We start from the raw sequence: 19,838 nt of genomic DNA, 5'->3' as shown, positions 1-19,838 counted from the left end.
CGAATCAAAGTCGAGTGAGCTCAGTTCAGTGGCTTGCCATTGGTCTCAGGCATGCGGATGAACGTGATCAGCGTGATGACCGCACCGACCAGAACGTAGTAGAAGAACCAACGCTCCTGACCAATGCTTTGCAGCCAGGTCAGCAGGTAGGGAGTCGTTCCGCCGAGCAGCGCCACCATCAGGTTGTACGGAGCGCCAATGCCGACCGCGCGCACGCGGGTTGGAAACTGCTCGGACATGATGGCTGGTGCGATCGACGTGTACAGCGCATACAGCACCAGACCGAACAGCTCCACCGCCAGAATGGACGCGAACGTCGGCTGCATGCTGGTGATGGCGGGATAGAAGAACAGCAGGTAACCTACTGCGAACACGATCAACTGCGGCTTGCGGCCAAATCGGTCGGACAGCATGCCGAAGAACGGATGCACCAGCATGAACACGATCATCGCAATGGTGTTGGCGCCGAAAGCAACCTTGGAATCGGCATGCAGCGCACGAATCGCGTACGTGGGTACATAGGCCACAAAAAGGTAGAACGCAAACGTCGTGAGAACCGAGAAGCCGATGATGCGCAGAGTCTCGCGCGGATACTCACGCAGCAAGGTGCGCAGTGGCTGCTTGACGGGCTGCTCCTTGAGCTGCTTGGCAGACGCTTCCGTCTCGGGAATGGACGTGCGCAGCCACATCCCCGCAATGCCACCCAGCGCACCCAACAGGAAAGGAATGCGCCAGCCGAATTCCCGCATCTGCTCAGGCGTCAGGTGGGTGGTCAGCACCCAGCCGATCGCCGAAGCAATCAGAATGCCGCCCGCCGAGCTGAAGAACGCAAAACTGGAGAAGAAGCCCCGACGATGGTTGGGCGCCATCTCGGCCAGAAACGTCGATGCGGAAGCGTACTCACCACCCAGCGACAAGCCTTGAAGCAACCGCGCAATCACCAACAGAATCGGCGCAGCCAGGCCAATGCTTTCGTAGGTGGGCGTGAGGCCAATGATCAGCGATCCCCCTGCCATCAACAGAATGGAAGCGGACAGCGCCGCCTTGCGGCCCATTCGATCGGAAAAAATACCCAAGGCCCAGCCCCCGACGGGACGCATGAAGAAACCGACTGCGAAAATGGCGAACGTTGCCAGCAGAGATGCTGTCTCATCCGTCTTGGGAAAGAACTGCCCGGAAAAGAACACCGCGAACGATGCGTAAATGGTCCAGTCGAACCATTCCACCGCATTGCCGATGCTGCCAGCTGCGATCTTGCGGGCATTGGATGGCTCGGCGTGCTTTGAAGGCTGCTTGGACATAGCCTGACTCATCGGATGCGCCCTTGTCTCTGATTGGTTGTTGAATTTTGCATTCTTAGTGCTCGAAAATGTTGAAATTGGACATTCAATACTTAGTTTACATTATATATGGACATTGATGTGAGTGATACCGTCGAAATTGGACATCCAGAACTGGATCCAACCGATCTGGCCTGCCTGACCGCTCTGCAGGTCAATCCACGCGGGACATGGCGTGATCTCAGCGCGGCATGCGATGTGCCGGAGCGCACCTTGTCGCGCCGCCTGCAGCGACTCATGGAAGGCGGATACGTCAAGGTCATCGGCGAGCTGGACCCCGTGTCCGAGGGCAACGGCCCCGTGCTGCACGCCTGGCTACAGGTGGAGAACGGCCGCAACCAGCAAGTTGCCGAGCAGTTGGCAGGGCTCCCGCAAACACAGGTGGTATTGGCGACGACAGGAGCAGCCGATCTGTTCGCCGAGTTCAACATGCAGACTCAGGAACAACTGTCGGACCTGGTCGTTCGGCGGCTGCCCCAAGTGCAGGGACTGCGGCAAATGGAGTCCCATGTCGTGATGCGCTCTTTCCGACGCGCAAGCAGTTGGCGCATCGATGGCTCTGTTCCGCCAGAGCCCGTCCTGCCCAGCAGCGCTCGCGGCGCACTCAATGCCGACGAGTCCAGGCTGCTGGAAGCATTGACGCCGGACGGTCGCGCCAGCCTGAGCGCATTGGCCGAAGCTTGTGGTGTGAGCGAGCCCAAGGTGCAGAGAATGATCAGCGGCCTGGTCGAGCGCAATGTGCTGAACTTTCGCGTCGAACTGGAACCCTCACTGGTTGGCTATGGCGTCGAAGCCATTCTGTCGATACAGACCCGCCCGGGCCTAGCCGAGCCCATCGCCAAGGAACTCGCGCGGGACAAGCACACACGATGCCTGTTTGGCACCAGCGGCAAGACCCAGCTGTTCTGGCACGTGCTATGCCGCGACATCCATGACTTGTGGACGGTGTCGACGGAACGCATTGGAGCGCTCGAAGGTGTGCTGTCCTGCGACGTCAGCACCGTTGTCAAAGCCTACAAGCGCGCGGGTCGCTTGCGGCATGGGCTGATGGTGGGTTGATTTGCTCGGCTCCAACAGGGCTTTTGAAAGCGGACCGCTACAAGCGGTCTCCACCATCTCAATCGCTCAGTGCTTGGACAAGCCCACCAGATTGCTCTTCACCCGGCGCAGCAGATCGACCAGATGGTTGCGTTCGTCCACGCTGAGTCCTTCGAGGATTCGTTCGCTCATCTCGTAGCTGTGGACTTGCATTTCCTTGATGAGCGTGGCACCTGCCGGTGACAGGTAGACGCGCTTGGCGCGGCGGTCCACGGCGTCTGCGCCACGGCGCACGAGGCCTGACTCTTCCAGACGATCCAGCAGGCTGCCAAGGGCTGCCTTGCCAAGTTCGAGCACGTTTGCCAGATCGCTCTGGATCATGCCGTCGTGCCGCGCGAGGTAGGCCAGCACCCACCACTGCGAACGCGTGATGTTCATCGGCTTCATGTACTCGTCGAAGACCGTTCGACGCAAGCGGGAAACGTCATGCATCAGAAAGCCAAGGCGCTGATCCCAGTTGTCTCCCGAAGGCGTCACGCCTGGGCCGGGAGTGGTCTTCTTGGCGGCTGCTGCTCTCTTTTCAGCGACTCCAGTCTTTGCTTTTTCTTTGGTTGCGGTTGCCATTGATCTGTGTCCTCCTGTTCTGTCGTCATGCCTGCACAGGCACAACTCTGGCGTCGTGCTCGTGACATTCAGCCATAATGATACTGGCGTATCAACTTTAGCAGCAAACTTTATGCAATCATAAAAACTGACTGCATAAGGCTTGGGTCTCAGACGATCAACGCAACCACCCTCCTTCATCGGCCCTCGAAGGCCAGGTCAAGGCTCACGCCAGCAATTTCTGCCGCAGCAGCTCCCGCGCCCTGTCGTCCACGCCCAAGGCGTTGGAGATGCAGGCATCCATCGAACCAAACACGCTCACGGCCTGCTCGATTGCCGCCATGTTCATCCCGGCAATAGTCTGCAGAAGTGCCGCCATGCCGGCTTCACCGGAAGTCCTGTAGCCGTAGCGCTCATGCCAACGCCTGATGAAGTTCAGGCACAGCCACGAACAGATCAGCCACGAGGCCGTAATCAGCCACCGAGAAGATCGGAGCTTCTTCGTCCTTGTTGATCGCAACGATCACCTTGGAGTCCTTCATGCCGGCCAAGTGCTGGATCGCGCCGGAGATGCCTGCGGCGATGTACAGCTGAGGCGCGACGATCTTGCCGGTCTGGCCGACTTGCAGGTCGTTCGGTGCGTAGCCTGCATCCACAGCCGCGCGGCTTGCGCCGATGGCAGCACCGAGCTTGTCGGCCAGGGGCGTCATCACTTCGGTGAACTTTTCTGCCGAACCCAGTGCGCGACCACCGGAGACGATGATCTTGGCTGCGGTCAGTTCGGGGCGGTCGTTCTTCGTGACTTCGCGGCCAACGAAGGCGCTCTTGCCGGAATCGGCGACGGCAGCGACTGTTTCGACAGCAGCGGAGCCACCCGTTGCGGCAGCGGCGTCAAAGCCGGTGCCACGCACGGTGATGACCTTGATGCCATCGGTCGATTGCACGGTGGCGATGGCATTGCCTGCGTAGATCGGGCGCTCGAACGTGTCAGCCGAGACCACCTTGGTGATGTCGCTGATCTGTGCCACGTCCAGCTTGGCAGCAACGCGGGGGGCCACGTTCTTGCCCGATGCTGTTGCGGGGAACAGGATGTGGCTGTAGTTGCTGGCGATGGCCAGAACTTGAGCGGCGACGTTTTCTGCCAAGCCATCCTTCAGGCTTGCGCCGTCGGCGTGGATGACTTTGGAGACACCAGCGATCTGGGCGGCAGCAGCAGCGGCGGCGCCAGCGTTTTCTCCGGCGACCAGAACGTGCACATCGCCATCGGTAGCCTTGGCTGCGGTGATGGCGTTCAAAGTGGCGGACTTGATCGAAGCGTTGTCGTGTTCTGCAATAACGAGTGCGGTCATTGTTGTTCTCCTTATCTTTAGATCACTTTGGCTTCGTTCTTCAGCTTGTCGACCAGTGCGGCGACATCCGGCACCTTCACGCCAGCACCGCGCTTGGCGGGCTCGACCACCTTCAGGGTCTTGAGACGTGGAGTCACATCAACGCCCAAGTCTTCAGGCTTGACGACGTCGAGCTGCTTCTTCTTGGCCTTCATGATGTTCGGTAGAGTCACATAACGTGGCTCGTTCAGACGCAGGTCGGTCGTGATGACGGCTGGAGTCGAGAGGCTCAGCGTTTCCATGCCACCGTCCACTTCACGTGCCACGGTGACCTTGTCGCCAGCGACCTCTACCTTCGAGGCGTAGGTCGCTTGCGGCAGATCGGCCAGCTCAGCCAGCATCTGGCCGGTCTGGTTGGAGTCGTCATCGATGGCTTGCTTGCCCAGGATGATCAGGCCCGGCTGCTCCTTGGCGACCAGTGCGTTCAGCAGCTTGGCGACGGCCAGAGGTTGGAGCTCTTCCGTCGTTTCCACCAGGATGCCACGGTCTGCGCCAATGGCCATCGCGGTGCGCAGGGTTTCCTGGCACTGCGTCACGCCGCAGGAAACCGCGATCACTTCCGTGACCACGCCCTTTTCCTTCAGACGTACTGCTTCTTCGACGGCGATCTCGTCAAACGGGTTCATCGACATCTTCACGTTCGCGATGTCCACACCCGTTCCATCCGACTTCACTCGGACTTTGACGTTGTAGTCCACCACGCGTTTCACGGGTACCAATACCTTCATGACAACTACCCAGACTTCCCTAGATTCAATGGAACAAAAAGCAGCGGCCATACAGACCGCCGCAGCACAGAAATGAGGTTGATGATGTTGAAAACGAAAAGCCCGCCGCCCATCTAGCGAGACTGGATGACGCACCGGAGTCGAGCGGACTGATCAGTGCATCGCTGAAATGACTGAATCACTCAAGAGCCGCCCCCGCAGCTGCTGCGCAGCGGCATCGAACGGACAAAACAACAAATGCCCCGAAGGCAACAATGGCCAGGCTACCTGCCTGCGTACATGAATACCGCTCCCATGGACTGCGCGCCCGATGGAGCCAGCCCAGGAATCTGCGACGCAGCTGCCTGATACCACTCGGTCGAATGAATGCGTACTCCGACTTCTTCACGTACGGACTGAACCGCACTCCAATCGAGCAGATCGCTTGATGACAGAGCGGCCAGACCCAGTCCGGCAACACATGCAAACGAGATTTTGCGAAGGCTGGTCATGTATGTCTCCAGTTCAATGCGTTCTTGCGCATCAAATTTAGTATGCATTGATAATTTATCGAATCAACTCAAGATATCCATCAGTGTTTTCACTGAGACATGAGCAACTTCGCGTATCAATTTAAGCTGCTTATGCCATCAGGATGTGGAGCAGACGCTCATGAAACCGTGACAAACGCGACAGCAGCCATGGCGCTAGGGTTAACACGCGAACGCATTCAGTGGCAAACATCAACAATTAGTCAGATAGCATACTAAAACATTTCATGAAACCCAACGGCTCCTGGCTGCCATCTGGCGAACCCTCCATCGAATCGCGCAGGCATATCGCCATCATCGGGGCCGGCGTCTCTGGGCTGACGGCGGCCTACCAGTTGCAAAAGCTCGGCTACAGAGTCAGCGTGCTGGAGCGCGCGCAGCATCCCGGTGGACGCACGACGACAGTACGCAAGAATGGCTACGCATTCGACGTGGGTGCGATCACATTGCTGCCGTCGTATGAAAAGACCGTTGCGCTGATCGATGAAATTGGCTGCAGTCAGCATCTGCACCGCATCCGGCCGATCATCGGGATTCCCAGAAATGGCGAAATTCATGGGCTGGACTTGGCGCATCCGTTGCGCAGTCTGCTCACCACAAGATTGCTGTCGGTCGGCACCAAGCTGCGAGCCCTGAAACTGCTGCCCGTGATGCGAAAGATCTGGTCGCTGGCGGACTTCCAATCCATGGCACCGCTCGCGCCCTGGGACACCGAATCGGTGGCCGACTACACGCGACGCGTGCTGGGTGAGGAGTTTCAGGAATTCGTCGCTGGCCCGATCATGCGCGGCAACACGCTCAACAGCACCCGCGACGCGCCCGCAGCGGAGCTGCTGTGGATGCTGCGTCAATATGCAGGTGCGTCGATCTCCGGGCTTGATACCGGCATCAACGGTCTGGCGGAAGCGCTCGCGAAAAAAGTACCCGTTCAATACGGAATACAGATCACACAGGTTCAGCGCAGCGACGCTGGAGTGCTCATCTCAGGCACCCATGGCGCAGACGCATTCAGTCAGAATTTCGACGCCTGCGTTGTCGCACTTGCCCCGCCCGACTTGCTCAGACTCGCGCCGCCCATGGCCGCAGGTCAGCGCCGTTTTCTGGAATGCATTCAGCCCATGCCCAGCGTGAATGTGCATCTGGGTCTGCGCCGCGCGCCGAACCGCAAGGAAACCTTCATCCTCCCGCCAAGCACCGTGTCGAACGACCTCACGACCATCGTGCTCGATCATCTCAAGGCACCCGGTCGCGCGCCGCAAGGTCATGGCGTGGTGACGCTGTTCTTCCGGCCCGAATGGAGTTTGCAGCAACGCATGCGCAGCGACGCTGAGGTGTTGTCCAGCGCCTTGGAACTCGCTCGCCCTTTCCTTGGTGATCTGCGCCAGGACATGGCAACCCACTTCATCCAGCGCTGGGACTATGCGAACGTGAAGTCGCATGTCGGCCTCTACACCGCCATGGGTGAGTACGAGCAAAGCCTCGACCCTACCAGCCGCGTGCAATTGACGGGCGACTTTCTCTCGCAAGGCATCGAGTCGGCCGTGATCAGTGGCACCTCGGCGGCCGAGCGCATCGCGACCCAACTCGCATAAGAACCTGTTCAAACAGCAGCAAAGCAAAAAGCGCCGGGCAACATGCCACGGCGCGTTGCTTTGCATTTTGAGCCGTCAGCGCATCAGGGCGCGATGTAGGCCGTCTGGCTCAAGCGTCGCACCAGTTCGTGCCAGTGCACTTCCTGCGACTCGCCCCAGCAAGTGCGGCCGTTGCAGGTCCAGCGGATCAGGTTCTGGTTCCAGATCATGTTCGGCCACCCATTCCAATTGCCGCTGCCCACGCTTTCGCCAACGATCTCGTAGCGCTCGCCGCGTTCGTCCACCGCCGTGATTTCATGGCGTGTGGGCATCAGCGTGTCGGCCGTTCGGAACGTCTTCTTGCTGACATCGACAATGCGCCGCAGCTCGGCCTGATCGCCCTTGCCATGCGCAACCCAGCCGTCCTGCAGCAGCTTGGGCGGCAAATGAATGGCGCCGCCGGCATTGCCCAGCACGGACAGGTCATCGAACATCGACAGGTTCAGCGCGAAGTCCGCGCCATCGGTCAGCGTCAGCCAATCGTATGGAGGCACGGGCATCGGGTCCTCGGGGCGCGGGTTGCTCCAGGAGCGGTCCCGAACCTGATGGCAATCGACCTTCAAGTGCTGGCCGCGCAGCTTGAATTCGCCCTCGAAATGCATGTTCTGGTCGAAATGCTTCTGGTCCGCCCGCACCACGGGCAGTTGCGCGGCACGTACATGCAGGTCGAACGACGTGTCCTGGCCCGGAGCATCCAATTGGATGTGCCAGTGGCGCATGGGATCAATGGGCTTGAGCGTCAGCCCCATCGGAAACTGCATCGAGCCATCCGCCTTCACATGCTCGTCCACCGCAAGATAAGCACGGGCATCGAAGTAGTCGGCTGCAAGTGTTGAACGCTGAAAGCCGCGCGTGATCATCACGCCAGCCGTCACCACCTTCAGATTGGGGTGCACCCAGATGTAGATGAATGCGTGGATCGCCTGCTCGGGCACGTGAAAGCCGAAGTAGTAGGTTTCGGTGGTGCTGGCGCCGGGCGCGTTGCCTTGCCAATGCAGAAAGTCATCGGCGGCGCGGACCTCGCCGAACCGGCCATCGCCATGGTTGGTGATCCAGCGGTAGTTGTCGCCTGAGGCCTGTGCTTTGTCGGTGAGCGTGTCTGACATGCTGTTCCTGTTGTGAGTTCAAACCAGTGGACGATCGATGGCCGCTTGAGCCGCACGCAGGAACATGGGGATGTACAGATGCGGCAGCAGCACCATCTTCAGCTCGCGAGTGGCACCGTCCACCAACTGCGCGGTGGCCAGATTGGCGGCGGCCGCATTGCGCAGGTGGCCCCAGACTTCGAAGAAGCGAATGCGTTCGTCCGACACTTCGGTGCCACCGGCCGCACGGTAGTCCGCGAGGAACGTCGGCCAATCGAGCGCCGTTCCCAGCGTGTTGCGCACATAGGCGAGGTCTTCCGCCGGATCACCAACGTGGGCGAATTCCCAGTCCAGCACCACGCTGAGTTCTCGCTTGTCGGAGCCTTCTTCGCCATGGAAAAGGAAGTTGTGGAAACCGATGTCTCCATGCAGCAGCGACGGGTGTCCGCTGGATTGCGGAATGTGTTCGAGCAGCCAGCCAAAGATGCTCAACACCGCAGCCGATGGCAGATGCGGCGTGGCGCGATACAGCGTGAGCCACTCCTCCAGATACTGGCGCGTGCACTCGGCAATCGTCAATTGGGAGAGGTTCGAGTTGATCGAGCCCTTCAGCGATGCCAGCTCTTTCACCGGCGGCAAGGCATGCAGGCGCGCGAGGATCTGCGCCAGTGTCTTGCTCAGGTCCGCCGGAACGGCCGACTGCGCGGAGAACACACTGCCCGCAGCCGATCCGGGGGCACGTCGCATGACCATGAAGTCGCCGCCCGGCAGCAAGGCGTGCTCGGTATCGCACCACACGGCTTCTGGCGCGGGAAAGCCCAGTGCATGCACCGCTCGGATGACCTGAAACTCGACGGACACCAGATGGCAGTCGTTGTCGATGAAGCTGCGGATGGGATCGCGTCGCAGCACGAAGTCGCCGGAAAGATCGCGCCCCTGCACGGCAAACAGATAGGTCTGCTTGCCGAAGCCGCCGGGCAGCGGGCGAAACGAGGTCACGCGCAGATCGGGCTCCTTGAAGCGATCGCGCAGATAGATCTCCAGACGCGGACCATCGATGACCTGGCTGTTCGCATCGTCCGCATCGGCGCTCGCACCCGACATCTGCGACTGCAGATCGGCCGACTCCCATTGCACGAGGATGCGGGAAAGCCGCTCGTGCTGCGCCGCGTTCAGGCGTTGGTCTCGAATGCCCACGGCCACCAATGCCTCCAGTTCCTGCAGGCAGGAACGCCAGGCGGTTTCGAGTGCATGCAGGTCGGTCAAGCGACTGGAAGCGGCAAGCCGCGCACGCAGTGCATCCAGACTGCCGTCACGCCCGCCCAGTTGGGCCAGCTCGTCGGCAATGGAATCCAGCGCTTTCTCCAGCGAATGGAATTGCGCCAGCACCGCCTGAGGCCCGCGTTGCTCGCGCGCGATCAGCAGTCCGAGCGCCAGCCCCACCGACTGCTCCGCCGAAGCCACGGCGGTGCTGGTGTCTGAGTTCTTGAGAGTTTGGATGGCTTCGCTCAATGCGGTGAGCGTCTGTTCGATGGGTAGCAGCATGGGTTCAAAGCCAGTTGGAAATGCACATGCTCAATATCTTATGCATCAATATCAGTTTTACGCAACCGGGGTTACCTGAAGCACCCACGGAACCGTCGGAACCAGTTCACCAGATCGCAGCCTTGCCGTTGTCGGGAGGTTTGGCGGGATAGCTCAGCAGCAGAAACACATTGCGCAATGCATAGGCCGACACCACCACGCCGGTGGCGTAGAACCAGGGCTGGTCGAAGTACGACGATGCGGTGGTCCACATGCCCCAGCCCGGCGGCAAGAAGGTGTTGACCGTGCCGATGAAGATCACGATGGCCAGCCCCACCGATGCGCCGCGCCGACTGCGGCGCTCGTTCCACAGCCAGCCGGGAGCCACGGCGATCAGGATGTTGGTGAACGCAAACCACTTGAACATGACCTGGTCATCCATGAAGACGCGGAACAGGTTGACGATGCAGATCATCAGCACCACCTGCCCCACAACCCTTGCCAGCGCTTGCGATACGGTCACGGGGCGGTCGTAGAACCGGCCCCAGATTTCCTGCCGCTCGACAGTGATGGCCTTGTACAGATTGAACAGCTCGAAGCAGTTCCAGACCAGCAGCGCAATGCTCGCTCCGGTGAAGAACCAGAAGAAGTTGTGCTCCTTGGCCAGCAGGTAGAAGACGATGGCACCCGTCAGATCGTGCGCCAGATAGAAGGTGTGCATCCACACCGGATACGGCGCACTGCGTTCGCGCAGCACCAGCCGAAAGCTGTAGATGTACTCGATGTAGCCAATGGCGAATGCAAAGGCCGATATCCACAGCAGCTCGGGCCTACTCGCGTACGCGAGCATCACTTCTTCAACCATCTTGTCTCCTTCCACTTTTCTCTTCTGTCGATCTGGTGTTTTGGGATGGCTTGTCCACTTTGGACGGCGTTTGCGTCAAATCAAAGTATTAAAGCATCAAGTATTTAACCATACTAATTATCAAAACCACATTGGAGACAACCCATGGATCACTCCTTCGATCTGCACCAGCGCTTCCAGCGCGGACTGGGCACCGAGCTTTCACCCAACTGGCGCGATCTGGCCAAGGCCGATTCGCAAGAGGTTCCGGACACGCTCGCACAGGAAAGCTCGCCCAATCTGGGCACGGCGCGCATTCCCGTCGAGCGCTACACCTCGTACGAGTACCACCGCGAAGAGGTCAAGAAGATCTGGCTGCGCACATGGCAGGTGGTCTGCCGCGAAGAAGAAATTCCCGAGGCCGGAGACCACTTCGTCTATGAAGTGGCAGGGCTGTCGTTTCTGATCGTGCGCCAGCAGGATGGCGGCTTCAAGGGCTACTGGAATGTCTGCCTGCACCGTGGCCGCAAGCTCTGCGACCAGCATGGCAAGGGCGCGACCAAGTTTCGCTGCAAGTACCACGCATGGACCTGGAACACCGACGGCAAGCTCGCGTTCTATCCGGGTGCATGGGATTTTCCGGATGTGCAGCCGGAGGATTTCTCCATGCGCGAGGTGCAGATCGGCACCTGGGGCGGATTCATCTTCATCAACCCGGATCTCCAAGCGCCGTCACTCGCGTCCCATCTGGGCAGCATGCCGTCGCACTTCGAACGCTGCCCTTTGGACAAGCGCTTCTCGATCTGGCATGTGCAGAAAACCATCAAGGCCAACTGGAAGGTGGCGATGGAGGCGTTTCTGGAAAGCTACCACGTCGTTCAGACCCACCCGCAGGCCCTGCCATCGACAGGCGAACACGCCACGCAATACGACATCTTCGAGGAAGGCAATGCCCACTTCAGCCGCTTGATCACGCCGCAGGCCGTTCCCAGTCAGCACAACCGCACGCCCGATGCCAAGGAGGCCGTCGCCGTTTCATGGGCGCTGCTGGCCGGACTGCGTGCCGATCAGGTCGATGCCTTGCCCGACCACATTCAGGACCGGGCGTCGCTCGCCGCATGGCGTCGCGAGTCGCTGGGGGCATTGACCGGAGCGGACTATTCGAAGCTATCCGACGCCGAAATGCTGGACTCGATCCAGTACTGGGTGTTCCCCAATTTCTGTCCTTGGTATGGCGAGGGCCTGCCGCTGACCTACCAGTTCCGCCCCAACATCGACAGCCCCGACGAATGCTTCATGGATGTGTGGATGCTCGTGCGCCAGCCCGACAGCGCACCGCGCCCACCTGCTGCCCCCATCGTCCACCTGCGGCACGACGAGCCTTTCCAGAGCCGCCCCGAATTGGGTGCCATGGGCGAGATTTTCGATCAGGACGACATCAACATGCCGCAGGTTCAGGTGGGCTTGAAGACCTGGCCTGCCGATCCTGAAGGGCTCACGCTCGCGCGTTATCAGGAAAGCCGCATCCGCTACTTCCATCAGGTGTTGACCAAGCGTCTGGCCCAGCCTTGAAGCAACAATGCCCCACAGCGACGAATCGCGACGGGGCATTGTGGGAGCTGCAAACTCGGCGTTTCAGTCCGCTGCGCTCGCCTTGCGCGACTGCAGCAATTGGGCCAGCGGCGCATCGTCGGAGGCCCTCGATTCCGCCCTCGCCCAGTCCGTCAATCGCTGCAGATCCGCATGCTCGCCAGCGTTGGCGTCGATGATTTCCAGACGACCTTCGTAGACTTCACCGCGCTCGGCATCGATGGTCACCCAGCGCTCGCCCAAGGGCAGCAACTGGTCCTGACCGCAACCGACGATGCAGGGCACGCCTATCTCGCGGCTTACCACGGCGGCGTGCGAAGTGGCACCGCCCAGCTCGGTCAACACACCCGCTACCACCGACATCGCATGCACATCGTCGGGATTGGTCGTGTGGCGCGTGAGGATGATGGACTCTCCCTCCAGCGCACGCTGCTCGGCCTCGTCCACATCGCTCACCAACAACCCCGCAATCACGCCGGGGCAGGCAAGCTTTCCGGTTGCCAGCACCTTGGCACTGCGCAGCGCCTCGGGCGCAACATGCGGCTGCAACACCTGGCCGACCTGCTCGGCCGTCACGCGGTCCAGCGCTTCGGACCGGGTGATCAAGCCTTCTTCCGCCAACGCGACGGCCAAGCGCACAGCGGCCGCCGGGGTGCGCTTGGCCGAGCGTGTCTGCAGCAGCCACAAACGACCGGCCTCGATGGTGAACTCGATGTCCTGCACATCGCGCCCTGCCCGCTCCAGCGTGTCCGACATCTTGAGCAGGGCAGCATGCGCCTCGGGCTGCTGCTCGGCCAACGCGTCCAGACTCTGCGGCGTCATGCGGCCAGACACCACATCTTCGCCCTGTCCGCGCGGCAGCCATTCGCCATAAGGCGTTGGAGAGCCGTTGACGGGATCGCGCGAGAACATCACGCCCGTGCCCGAGCGCTCGCCCAGATTGCCGAACACCATGGCCTGAATGGTGACCGCAGTCCCACCCGACTCGGGCAAGCCGCGATCACGTCGGTAGTCGCGCGCGCGCTGCGATTGCCAGGACTGCAGCACGGCTTCGATAGCGCCATGCAGTTGCTCCAACGGATCGGCTGGAGCCGCCTTGCCGACGATGGCCTGGTAATGCTCGGTGAAGCGCTCGCGCACATCGGCCGCGAACTCCGGCGAACCCGTGCGCTTGCCCAGTGTTGTCTGCACGGCGTCGGTCATGCCCAGATTGAGGATGGTGTCCATCATCCCGGGCATGCTGATGGCCGCGCCCGAGCGCACCGACACCAGCAGCGGGTTGTCGCCGCCACCGAACGTCTTGCTGGTCTGCGACTCCAACCACTGCAATGCCTGCGGCAACGCGTCGATGATGTCCTGCGGCAACTGGTTGCCAGCGGCTTCGTAGCGCGCGCAGACCTCGGTCGAGATCACAAATGCGGGCGGCACCGGAATGCCGAGCTTCTGCATGCTGTAGACGCTCCAGGCCTTGCCGCCCACTTGCTCGCGTCCCGTTGGATGATGGCCCGGCAACGCAAGAATGCTGGGGTGCCCGGTCTCCACGGAGGATTGAAGTGCCGCGTTCATTCTGCGCGCCCCGCAGCAGCTTCCGCCTCGCGGCTCAGGCCCAGAAGACCGATCAGGTCTTCATGCAGCTCGAACCAGACGGTGTGGTAGCTGTCCAGAATCGGGCGGGCAAACCACGCCGAGTCTCCGGCTCGCATCTTCGCAAGCGCCACGGCAAAGCGCGCGGGATAAGGTGCCATGCGTGGGGCCAGTGCCAGCATCTGCTTGAGCAGCGGCTGCCAACGGGCATCCAAATCAGCCAGTCGGTTCATGATGCCCACATCGTAGGCTGCATCGGTGTGATCGTTCGGTTGACCACCGCGTACTTGCCAGTCCGTGACCAGCGTCTTGAACTCGGTGTTCAAGTGATGGAACTCGTCATACGCGGCATGCAGCTGGTCGTGGTCAACCGAACTGCGCTCCGCCTCGATGCGCGCTGCCAGTTGCTCGCGTCCGGCGGGTGTCATGCGGAACTGCCCCTTGGCATCCTGAATCGCTTCGGCCGCCAACCACGCAGCCAACTGCGCCTGCGCCGCGTCCTGTGTCAACCCCAGACTGTCGGCCAAGGTCGCGGCATTGACGCGCCCCTTGAGCCGCACGATCTGCAAGACGGCTGTTGCTGTGTTGTCCTGGTTCATCTTGGTGTCTCCTTCGTCCTGCTATCTGCTACTCACTGGCCCGAGCCAGTATTTCCACTTCACCGCTTGTGCCGTCGATGCGCACACGGTCTCCGGTGCGCAATTGGCGCGTGGCATTTTTTGCGTTGATCACGCACGGCAAACCCAGCTCACGCGCCACGATGGCACCATGGCTCAGCGGCCCGCCGATGTCGATCACCACGCCTGCGGCAATGAAAAAGTACGACGCCCAGCCCGGGTCCGTCGTGCGACAGACCAGAATTTCACCGTCTTCCAGATCGTCGTCGGACGGGTCGAGCATCACGCGTACCAGCCCCTCGACCACGCCCGCGCTCACGCCCATGCCGCGCACCTCTTCAGGCAATTCGTGCTGGACTGCCTGCGTGGGTTCGACCAGACCGGACCAGCGCTGAGGCACTTCCAACTGCTCATAACGCGCACGGTTGGACCGACGCAAAGTCACGCGTTCGCGCAGACGCGGAGGCAGCTCGGTCAGCTCGAAAGGCGTGAGATAGAACGCGTCATCCACCTCGTCGATCAGCCCGAGGCGCACCAGATCCGCGCCGATCACGCGCGCCGTGCAGCGCACCACATCCATGCCCTTCAAGAATGCATCGCGGCCCATTTCGCGGGTGGGAACGTAGTGGCGCGCAAGTCGCAACAGCAATCGCGCCTTCACACGCCCCGCAGCACTCAGACTCTTCATCAACGTCGCCTCGGCAGCATGTCGATCCTGCATGCGCTTTTGGCCCGCGAGATTCGGGTTCTCCGAATCATCCATCTGGCGGTAGCGCTCCATCAGTTTCTCGACCGGCGTCGAGTCCTCGCGCCAGACGCGGCTGGACACCTCGTTCTCGCGTGGACCATGAAAGCCGTGATGGCGCAGAAAGCTCGCAAGCGGAATCTGCCCGCGCGACAGCGCCCACAGATCGCTCACCGTCTTCGACTCTTCCGTATCGCCCGTGTAGAGCAAGGCGGTTGCCAGCTCCGGCTTGCCGATGCTTTCCGTCAGCGCACGCACGGGCGTATAGACCGCCAGCGCGACCATCATCATCACGTTGTGTGGATCGAAGATCTTGGCGATGCGGCGATGCGCATCCCACATCAGCTCGGTGGCCGCAAGCCGGTCATGCGCTCGCGCGGGGAACACCGCCTGTTCCCACCAACGCTGGGTTTCCGAGCTGAGTGCGAGCAGCTTGCGGCGCTTCTGAATCGCAGCAAACGGCATCTTCGCAACCACGAACGGATAGCGACCGTACTGAGGATGCGATCCGCCCTGGGTCTCGTTGGAGCCGAAGATCTGCGCCTCCATCGCGTCGCCCGAATTGCCCGGCGAGCGGTCGGCGAACTCGCGGAACTTGGTGAGGTTGGCCACGGCCCTGCCCCACATGATGCCGATGGTGCGCTCGCCCGGATCGTCGGGAATCCGCAGATCACTGCGACCATAGACGCCGATGGAAAACAGGGCACCGCGCAAGCCGCGCTCGCCACCCGCCGCCAGCACCGCCCAGTTGAGCGGCGTGGGCACACCGGGGAAAACTTCACCCAGGTTCACCGTCGTCCACTGCACAGGCGCGGATGAAGGCTGATGCAGCGTGTCTTCCGCATCCACGCTGCACCACTGCCGCGCCCATTCCTGATCGGCCGGCACCTTGGCGCGCGGCCAGTTGCCCTGCGCGGGCGCGGCAGCGGCCGAGGCCCCCGGGTGCTGACCGGCGGGCAAAGACATGTTGGATGTGACTGCCATGTCAGAAAATCCGGCGGATGATGCCTTGCTCATTCAAGCCCATGCCGCGCTCGCCGGTCTGTGCTTCCCATTCGATGAATTCATCGAACGCGCAGAACGTCGGGCCCTTGCGCTCTGGCGGACCAATCGGGCACCACATCGTCGCGGTGCGGCGCACGCGCTTGAGCAGCAGCTTGGTGCCATCGACCAGGTCCAGCTCCAGCAGCAGCGGCGATCCGGCCGAGTCACGTGTCAGATGGATATCGTCAAAGCGCACGCTCGTGCCGTCCTTGCGGACCAGTGCGCCGTCGGTATGCACCGAGCCGTCGACATGCAGGAACTTCATGATGGAAACATCGAAGTTCTCGAAGCAGGCAAACAGCGAGAAGTACTCGTGGAACTGCTGCGAATCGTCGCGAAAGCCCCAGGTGCGCGTGCGAAAACCCAGCGCATCGATCTTGAAGGTCTTGCCACGCAGCGTGAGATGGCCCTTCAGATGCAAACCTTGCTGCCAATGATTCAGCGGCTTTCCGGCAATCAGCTCCGGCAGAATCTTCTTGTACCCCGTGTAGTCCACCGGCTCGATGCGCGGCAGAACCTCCAGCGAGCCTTGCAACTCCTTGCCCGTGATCTGGATATGGCTCTTGAGGTCGTAGTCGATCGACGGGCTGCTGAAATGCGTGGTCGATGCGGGCAGCGGCTCCTTCACGTCATAGAACTCGCCGCCAAGCATGACGGTGGCCTGCGACTTGCCGGTGTTGTGGTTGGGCGAACTGTTCCAGTGCAGAAAGCCGTAAGCCTCATGGACCGGGTCCCAGAACGCCAGATAGATATGGTCCTTCCAAGGAGCCGTCTCGCTGGAATCGAGCTTGTCGCGAGCCGGATAGCTCATGGGGCCCCAAACCTGGTCGCGTGTGTATTGTGCGTCTGCAAGCATGCTTGTCTCTTTCGTGAAAATTTAGTTTGCTACCATATGGTTTATACAGACATACCCTCGTACGCGACTAGATGAATCTTTGACAGAATGCTTGCAGATCAGGCCAAACCGGCTGTCTTTCGGGAAAACCACAGGACATGCTGCTCAGCGCCCGAGTCCCCTGCAGATTGGTATTGAAGATGACCGTTTTTCGCTGGCCAGCATGTTTCGGCATGCGCTCGCCCTCTGACAGAAAAGGCCCGCGCAAAGGAGCGTCGGCATGATGCGACCGCTTCCCCTGCGCCGCTACATCACCTGGCTCAACGAGCATGGCTACGCGCCTGAACCCGTTCTGCTGACCAGTGGCATCTCGCTGGCGTCGCTGGACGATCCACAGTTTCTGATCGCCACGGCCGACTACTTTCAGATCGTCGGCAAGCTGCTGGATCTGGCCAAGGACGATGGCATAGGTCTCGACATCGGCATGGCGCGCGAAGTCAGCGACTTCCGCATCATGGGCTACGCCGCCATGACCTGCCGCACGATCCGCGAATCAGTCGAGGACATCTGGTACCACTACGGTGATGCGCTGGGCATGATGTCCAAGATCAGCATCACCATGCGGGACGACGAGTCGATGTCGCTGCTCATCGAGTCGGTGAATCCGTCGCCGCGCATTCACCGCTTCACCGTGGAGGAAACGCTTTCCATTCTGCTCAAGGTGGGAACGCAGGTCGCAGGCACGCGCCCCAAATTCGACAGCATCGAACTCTCCTACGCCGATCCAGGCTATGGAGAGCGTTACCGCGAACTGTTCCAATGCCCTGTCAAATTCGGCAAGCCCCTGTGCCGCGTCATCATCAATGCGCAGTGGCTGGACTCGCCTCTGGCCACCGCCGACGCGGAGTTGCACCAGATCTACCGCAGCAATCTGGTGCAACTCAAGCACATGATCGACCACGTCGAAGCGACGACCACGCGCCTGCGCAACGTGCTCAACCGAAACCTTGGACAGGTTCCCACGCTCGAGCAGGCAGCCACCGCACTCGGAACATCTCCCCGAAGCCTGCGCCGCAGCCTGCAGCAGGAAGGCGAGAATTTTCGCAACGTCGTGGACCAGTTTCGCTTGAAACAGGCACTGGACGGATTGCAGTCGGGCCAACATAGCGCCAAACAGCTCGCACAACTGTCGGGCTTCGATGACACCAACGCCTTTCGCCGCGCGTTCAAGAAGTGGACCGGCATGACGGTGCACGAAGCACAACTGCAGCAGCACGCATCCGCGCCGCCCAAGCTCGGCCACTGAGCCCACCGGGGCACGTTCGGCCCCACCTCCCACCACATCGTTCATCTCCAGCAACAGCCCCATCGAGGCCGCTGCCGCATGGGCGTTCTGCTGCGATCAAGGGATTGCCCGAAGCAACTTCGTGTTGACCAATTACTACCAAACGGTAATACTTTGGTATTAATACGCCAACATACGAAATTTCATCCACCAAGGAGACAAGCAGCCATGTCCGCAGTTCCAGCGCCGGTCGCGCCAGCCAGAAAGACTCTTCCCACACTCACACCGATTCCGCGCCGTCGCTATATCGACCCCGCGTTCTTTCAACTCGAAACCGAGCATGTGTTCAAGAAATCGTGGCTGGTGATCGGCAATGAATCCGAGTTCCCCAACGTCGGAAGCTACGTGACCTATGACGTGCCGTGGGCGCCCGTCGTCGTCATTCGCGGCAAGGACAAGCGCCTGCGTGCCTTTCTGAACTCCTGCACGCATCGCGGTGCCGCCGTGGTGCGCGAAGAAAAGGGAGAAGCGCGCATGATGGTCTGCAAATACCATGCGTGGTCCTTCGATCTTCAAGGCAAGCTGGTCTCCGTGCCGCAACGATCGGACTTCGGCGACCTGAACATGGAAGAGCACGCGTTGAACGAAATCCGCTGCGAGCAATGGGGCGGCCTCGTGTTCATCAACTTCGACAAGAAAGCGATGCCACTCAGCGAATGGGTGGCGCCGTTCGGCAACCAGTACGACCACATCGTCAACGCGCCGCTCAAGGTGGTGAACAAGCGCTCCTACACCATCCGATGCAACTGGAAGATCGCGGTGGAAGCCTTTGTCGAGACCTACCACGTGCCGGTCATCCACAAGGAAACCGCAGCGCAGGTCATCCAGTCGCACGACACTTGGCTTGAACTCTATCCGCATGGCCACGGCCTGCTCGCACCGCCCTACCGCCCCGACGTGCTGGAATCATCCGAGTGGAAAGGCACGGCGCTGCGCTCCACGCTCAAGCCGCTCGATGGCTACAACTTCGTCACCCATGTGATGACCCCCGGTCTGTTCCCGAATGCCTTCATTTCGTTCGAGGCACCGGGCTATCCAATGGTCGTCAAATGGCCGATCTCGGTGAACGAAACCCGCATCGACCTGTTCTGGTATGGCCGCGACTGGGGCGATCAGGAAATGCCCGCAGAATGGAACGACCGCGTCGCAGCCTTCCACATGCTGATGCTCGAAGACGTGGACAACCTTGAACCCATGCAGAAATCCATCGAGGCCGACCCCGAACGCAAAGTGCCTCTGTGCGGACAGGAGCAGCGCATCTGGCACATGAATGCAGAGATCGATCGCTGCATCGGTCAGGACAACATCGCGCCTGAACTGCGCATGAAGAACGCCGATCTGCTCGACCCATTCATCACTGCCTGAAG

Annotated in this window: 18 protein-coding genes; 5 read left to right on the top strand and 13 right to left on the bottom strand. The window is 60.7% G+C overall.

Annotated features, from left to right (window positions below; all coding sequences use genetic code 11):
• Positions 1-20: 20 nt before the first annotated feature.
• The gene (locus G7048_RS26510) at positions 21-1,301 is read right to left on the bottom strand and encodes an MFS transporter (RefSeq protein WP_240933423.1); all 1,281 of its coding nucleotides are present in this window, start codon (positions 1,299-1,301) and stop codon (positions 21-23) included.
• Between the two features lie 120 nt (positions 1,302-1,421).
• On the opposite strand from G7048_RS26510, the gene G7048_RS26505 reads away from it, so the two are divergent.
• A complete protein-coding gene (locus G7048_RS26505; protein WP_240933422.1) occupies positions 1,422-2,399 on the top strand; it encodes an Lrp/AsnC family transcriptional regulator in 978 nt (325 codons plus the stop codon).
• A 66-nt stretch (positions 2,400-2,465) separates the two neighbouring features.
• On the opposite strand, the gene G7048_RS26500 is transcribed toward G7048_RS26505, so the two are convergent.
• From G7048_RS26500 to G7048_RS26480, 5 genes are all read right to left on the bottom strand, one after another.
• Entirely contained in the window at positions 2,466-3,002 is a 537-nt protein-coding gene (locus G7048_RS26500; protein ID WP_166071476.1) for a MarR family winged helix-turn-helix transcriptional regulator, read from the bottom strand.
• Positions 3,003-3,207: 205 nt separating this feature from the next.
• Positions 3,208-3,360, bottom strand: coding sequence for a tyrosine-protein phosphatase (locus G7048_RS26495; protein ID WP_166071475.1), 153 nt, complete (start codon positions 3,358-3,360; stop codon positions 3,208-3,210).
• A 34-nt stretch (positions 3,361-3,394) separates the two neighbouring features.
• Positions 3,395-4,330 carry an electron transfer flavoprotein subunit alpha/FixB family protein gene (locus tag G7048_RS26490; RefSeq protein WP_166071474.1) on the bottom strand — a complete coding sequence of 312 codons (936 nt, stop codon included), beginning with the start codon at positions 4,328-4,330 and terminating at the stop codon, positions 3,395-3,397.
• A 17-nt stretch (positions 4,331-4,347) separates the two neighbouring features.
• On the bottom strand, positions 4,348-5,097 hold the full coding sequence (locus tag G7048_RS26485; RefSeq protein ID WP_166071473.1) for an electron transfer flavoprotein subunit beta/FixA family protein: 750 nt from the start codon (positions 5,095-5,097) through the stop codon (positions 4,348-4,350).
• A gap of 263 nt (positions 5,098-5,360) precedes the next feature.
• Entirely contained in the window at positions 5,361-5,588 is a 228-nt protein-coding gene (locus G7048_RS26480; protein WP_166071471.1) for a hypothetical protein, read from the bottom strand.
• A 266-nt stretch (positions 5,589-5,854) separates the two neighbouring features.
• Here G7048_RS26480 and G7048_RS26475 point away from each other — a divergent pair, with 266 nt between their 5' ends.
• Entirely contained in the window at positions 5,855-7,219 is a 1,365-nt protein-coding gene (locus G7048_RS26475) for an NAD(P)/FAD-dependent oxidoreductase (protein WP_166071470.1), read from the top strand.
• Positions 7,220-7,302: 83 nt separating this feature from the next.
• On the opposite strand, the gene G7048_RS26470 is transcribed toward G7048_RS26475, so the two are convergent.
• The 3 genes from G7048_RS26470 to G7048_RS26460 all read right to left on the bottom strand — a co-directional run bounded on the left by G7048_RS26470 (position 7,303) and on the right by G7048_RS26460 (position 10,732).
• A complete protein-coding gene (locus G7048_RS26470) occupies positions 7,303-8,364 on the bottom strand; it encodes a hypothetical protein (protein ID WP_166071469.1) in 1,062 nt (353 codons plus the stop codon).
• A gap of 18 nt (positions 8,365-8,382) precedes the next feature.
• Positions 8,383-9,888: a phosphotransferase family protein gene (locus tag G7048_RS26465; protein ID WP_166071468.1), complete on the bottom strand. Its 1,506-nt coding sequence runs from the start codon at positions 9,886-9,888 to the stop codon at positions 8,383-8,385.
• Positions 9,889-9,994: 106 nt separating this feature from the next.
• Positions 9,995-10,732 carry a hypothetical protein gene (locus G7048_RS26460; protein WP_166071467.1) on the bottom strand — a complete coding sequence of 246 codons (738 nt, stop codon included), beginning with the start codon at positions 10,730-10,732 and terminating at the stop codon, positions 9,995-9,997.
• Between the two features lie 144 nt (positions 10,733-10,876).
• On the opposite strand from G7048_RS26460, the gene G7048_RS26455 reads away from it, so the two are divergent.
• Positions 10,877-12,283: an SRPBCC family protein gene (locus G7048_RS26455; RefSeq protein ID WP_166071466.1), complete on the top strand. Its 1,407-nt coding sequence runs from the start codon at positions 10,877-10,879 to the stop codon at positions 12,281-12,283.
• Positions 12,284-12,346: 63 nt separating this feature from the next.
• Here the strand turns inward: G7048_RS26455 and G7048_RS26450 are convergent, their stop codons facing one another.
• From G7048_RS26450 to G7048_RS26435, 4 genes are read right to left on the bottom strand one after another with little or no spacing between them, the layout of a single operon-like run.
• A complete protein-coding gene (locus tag G7048_RS26450; RefSeq protein WP_166071464.1) occupies positions 12,347-13,867 on the bottom strand; it encodes a pyruvate, phosphate dikinase in 1,521 nt (506 codons plus the stop codon).
• Complete coding sequence (locus G7048_RS26445; RefSeq protein WP_205750435.1) at positions 13,864-14,484, bottom strand: hypothetical protein; 621 nt, start codon at positions 14,482-14,484, stop codon at positions 13,864-13,866. Before G7048_RS26445 ends, G7048_RS26450 begins: the two co-directional genes overlap by 4 nt.
• Before the next feature lie 28 nt (positions 14,485-14,512).
• Entirely contained in the window at positions 14,513-16,231 is a 1,719-nt protein-coding gene (locus G7048_RS26440; protein WP_166071463.1) for a PEP-utilizing enzyme, read from the bottom strand.
• Position 16,232: 1 nt separating this feature from the next.
• Complete coding sequence (locus G7048_RS26435; RefSeq protein WP_166071462.1) at positions 16,233-17,147, bottom strand: hypothetical protein; 915 nt, start codon at positions 17,145-17,147, stop codon at positions 16,233-16,235.
• 259 nt (positions 17,148-17,406) lie between these two features.
• Here G7048_RS26435 and G7048_RS26430 point away from each other — a divergent pair, with 259 nt between their 5' ends.
• Complete coding sequence (locus tag G7048_RS26430) at positions 17,407-18,432, top strand: AraC family transcriptional regulator (RefSeq protein WP_166071461.1); 1,026 nt, start codon at positions 17,407-17,409, stop codon at positions 18,430-18,432.
• A 207-nt stretch (positions 18,433-18,639) separates the two neighbouring features.
• Complete coding sequence (locus G7048_RS26425; RefSeq protein WP_166071460.1) at positions 18,640-19,836, top strand: aromatic ring-hydroxylating dioxygenase subunit alpha; 1,197 nt, start codon at positions 18,640-18,642, stop codon at positions 19,834-19,836.
• Positions 19,837-19,838 lie beyond the last annotated feature (2 nt).

The sequence above is a fragment of the Diaphorobacter sp. HDW4B genome (assembly GCF_011305535.1).
In the GTDB taxonomy this organism is placed as follows: domain Bacteria; phylum Pseudomonadota; class Gammaproteobacteria; order Burkholderiales; family Burkholderiaceae_C; genus Diaphorobacter_A.
Note: the sequence above shows the minus strand (reverse complement) of the source record. Positions and strands in the feature narration are given on the sequence as shown.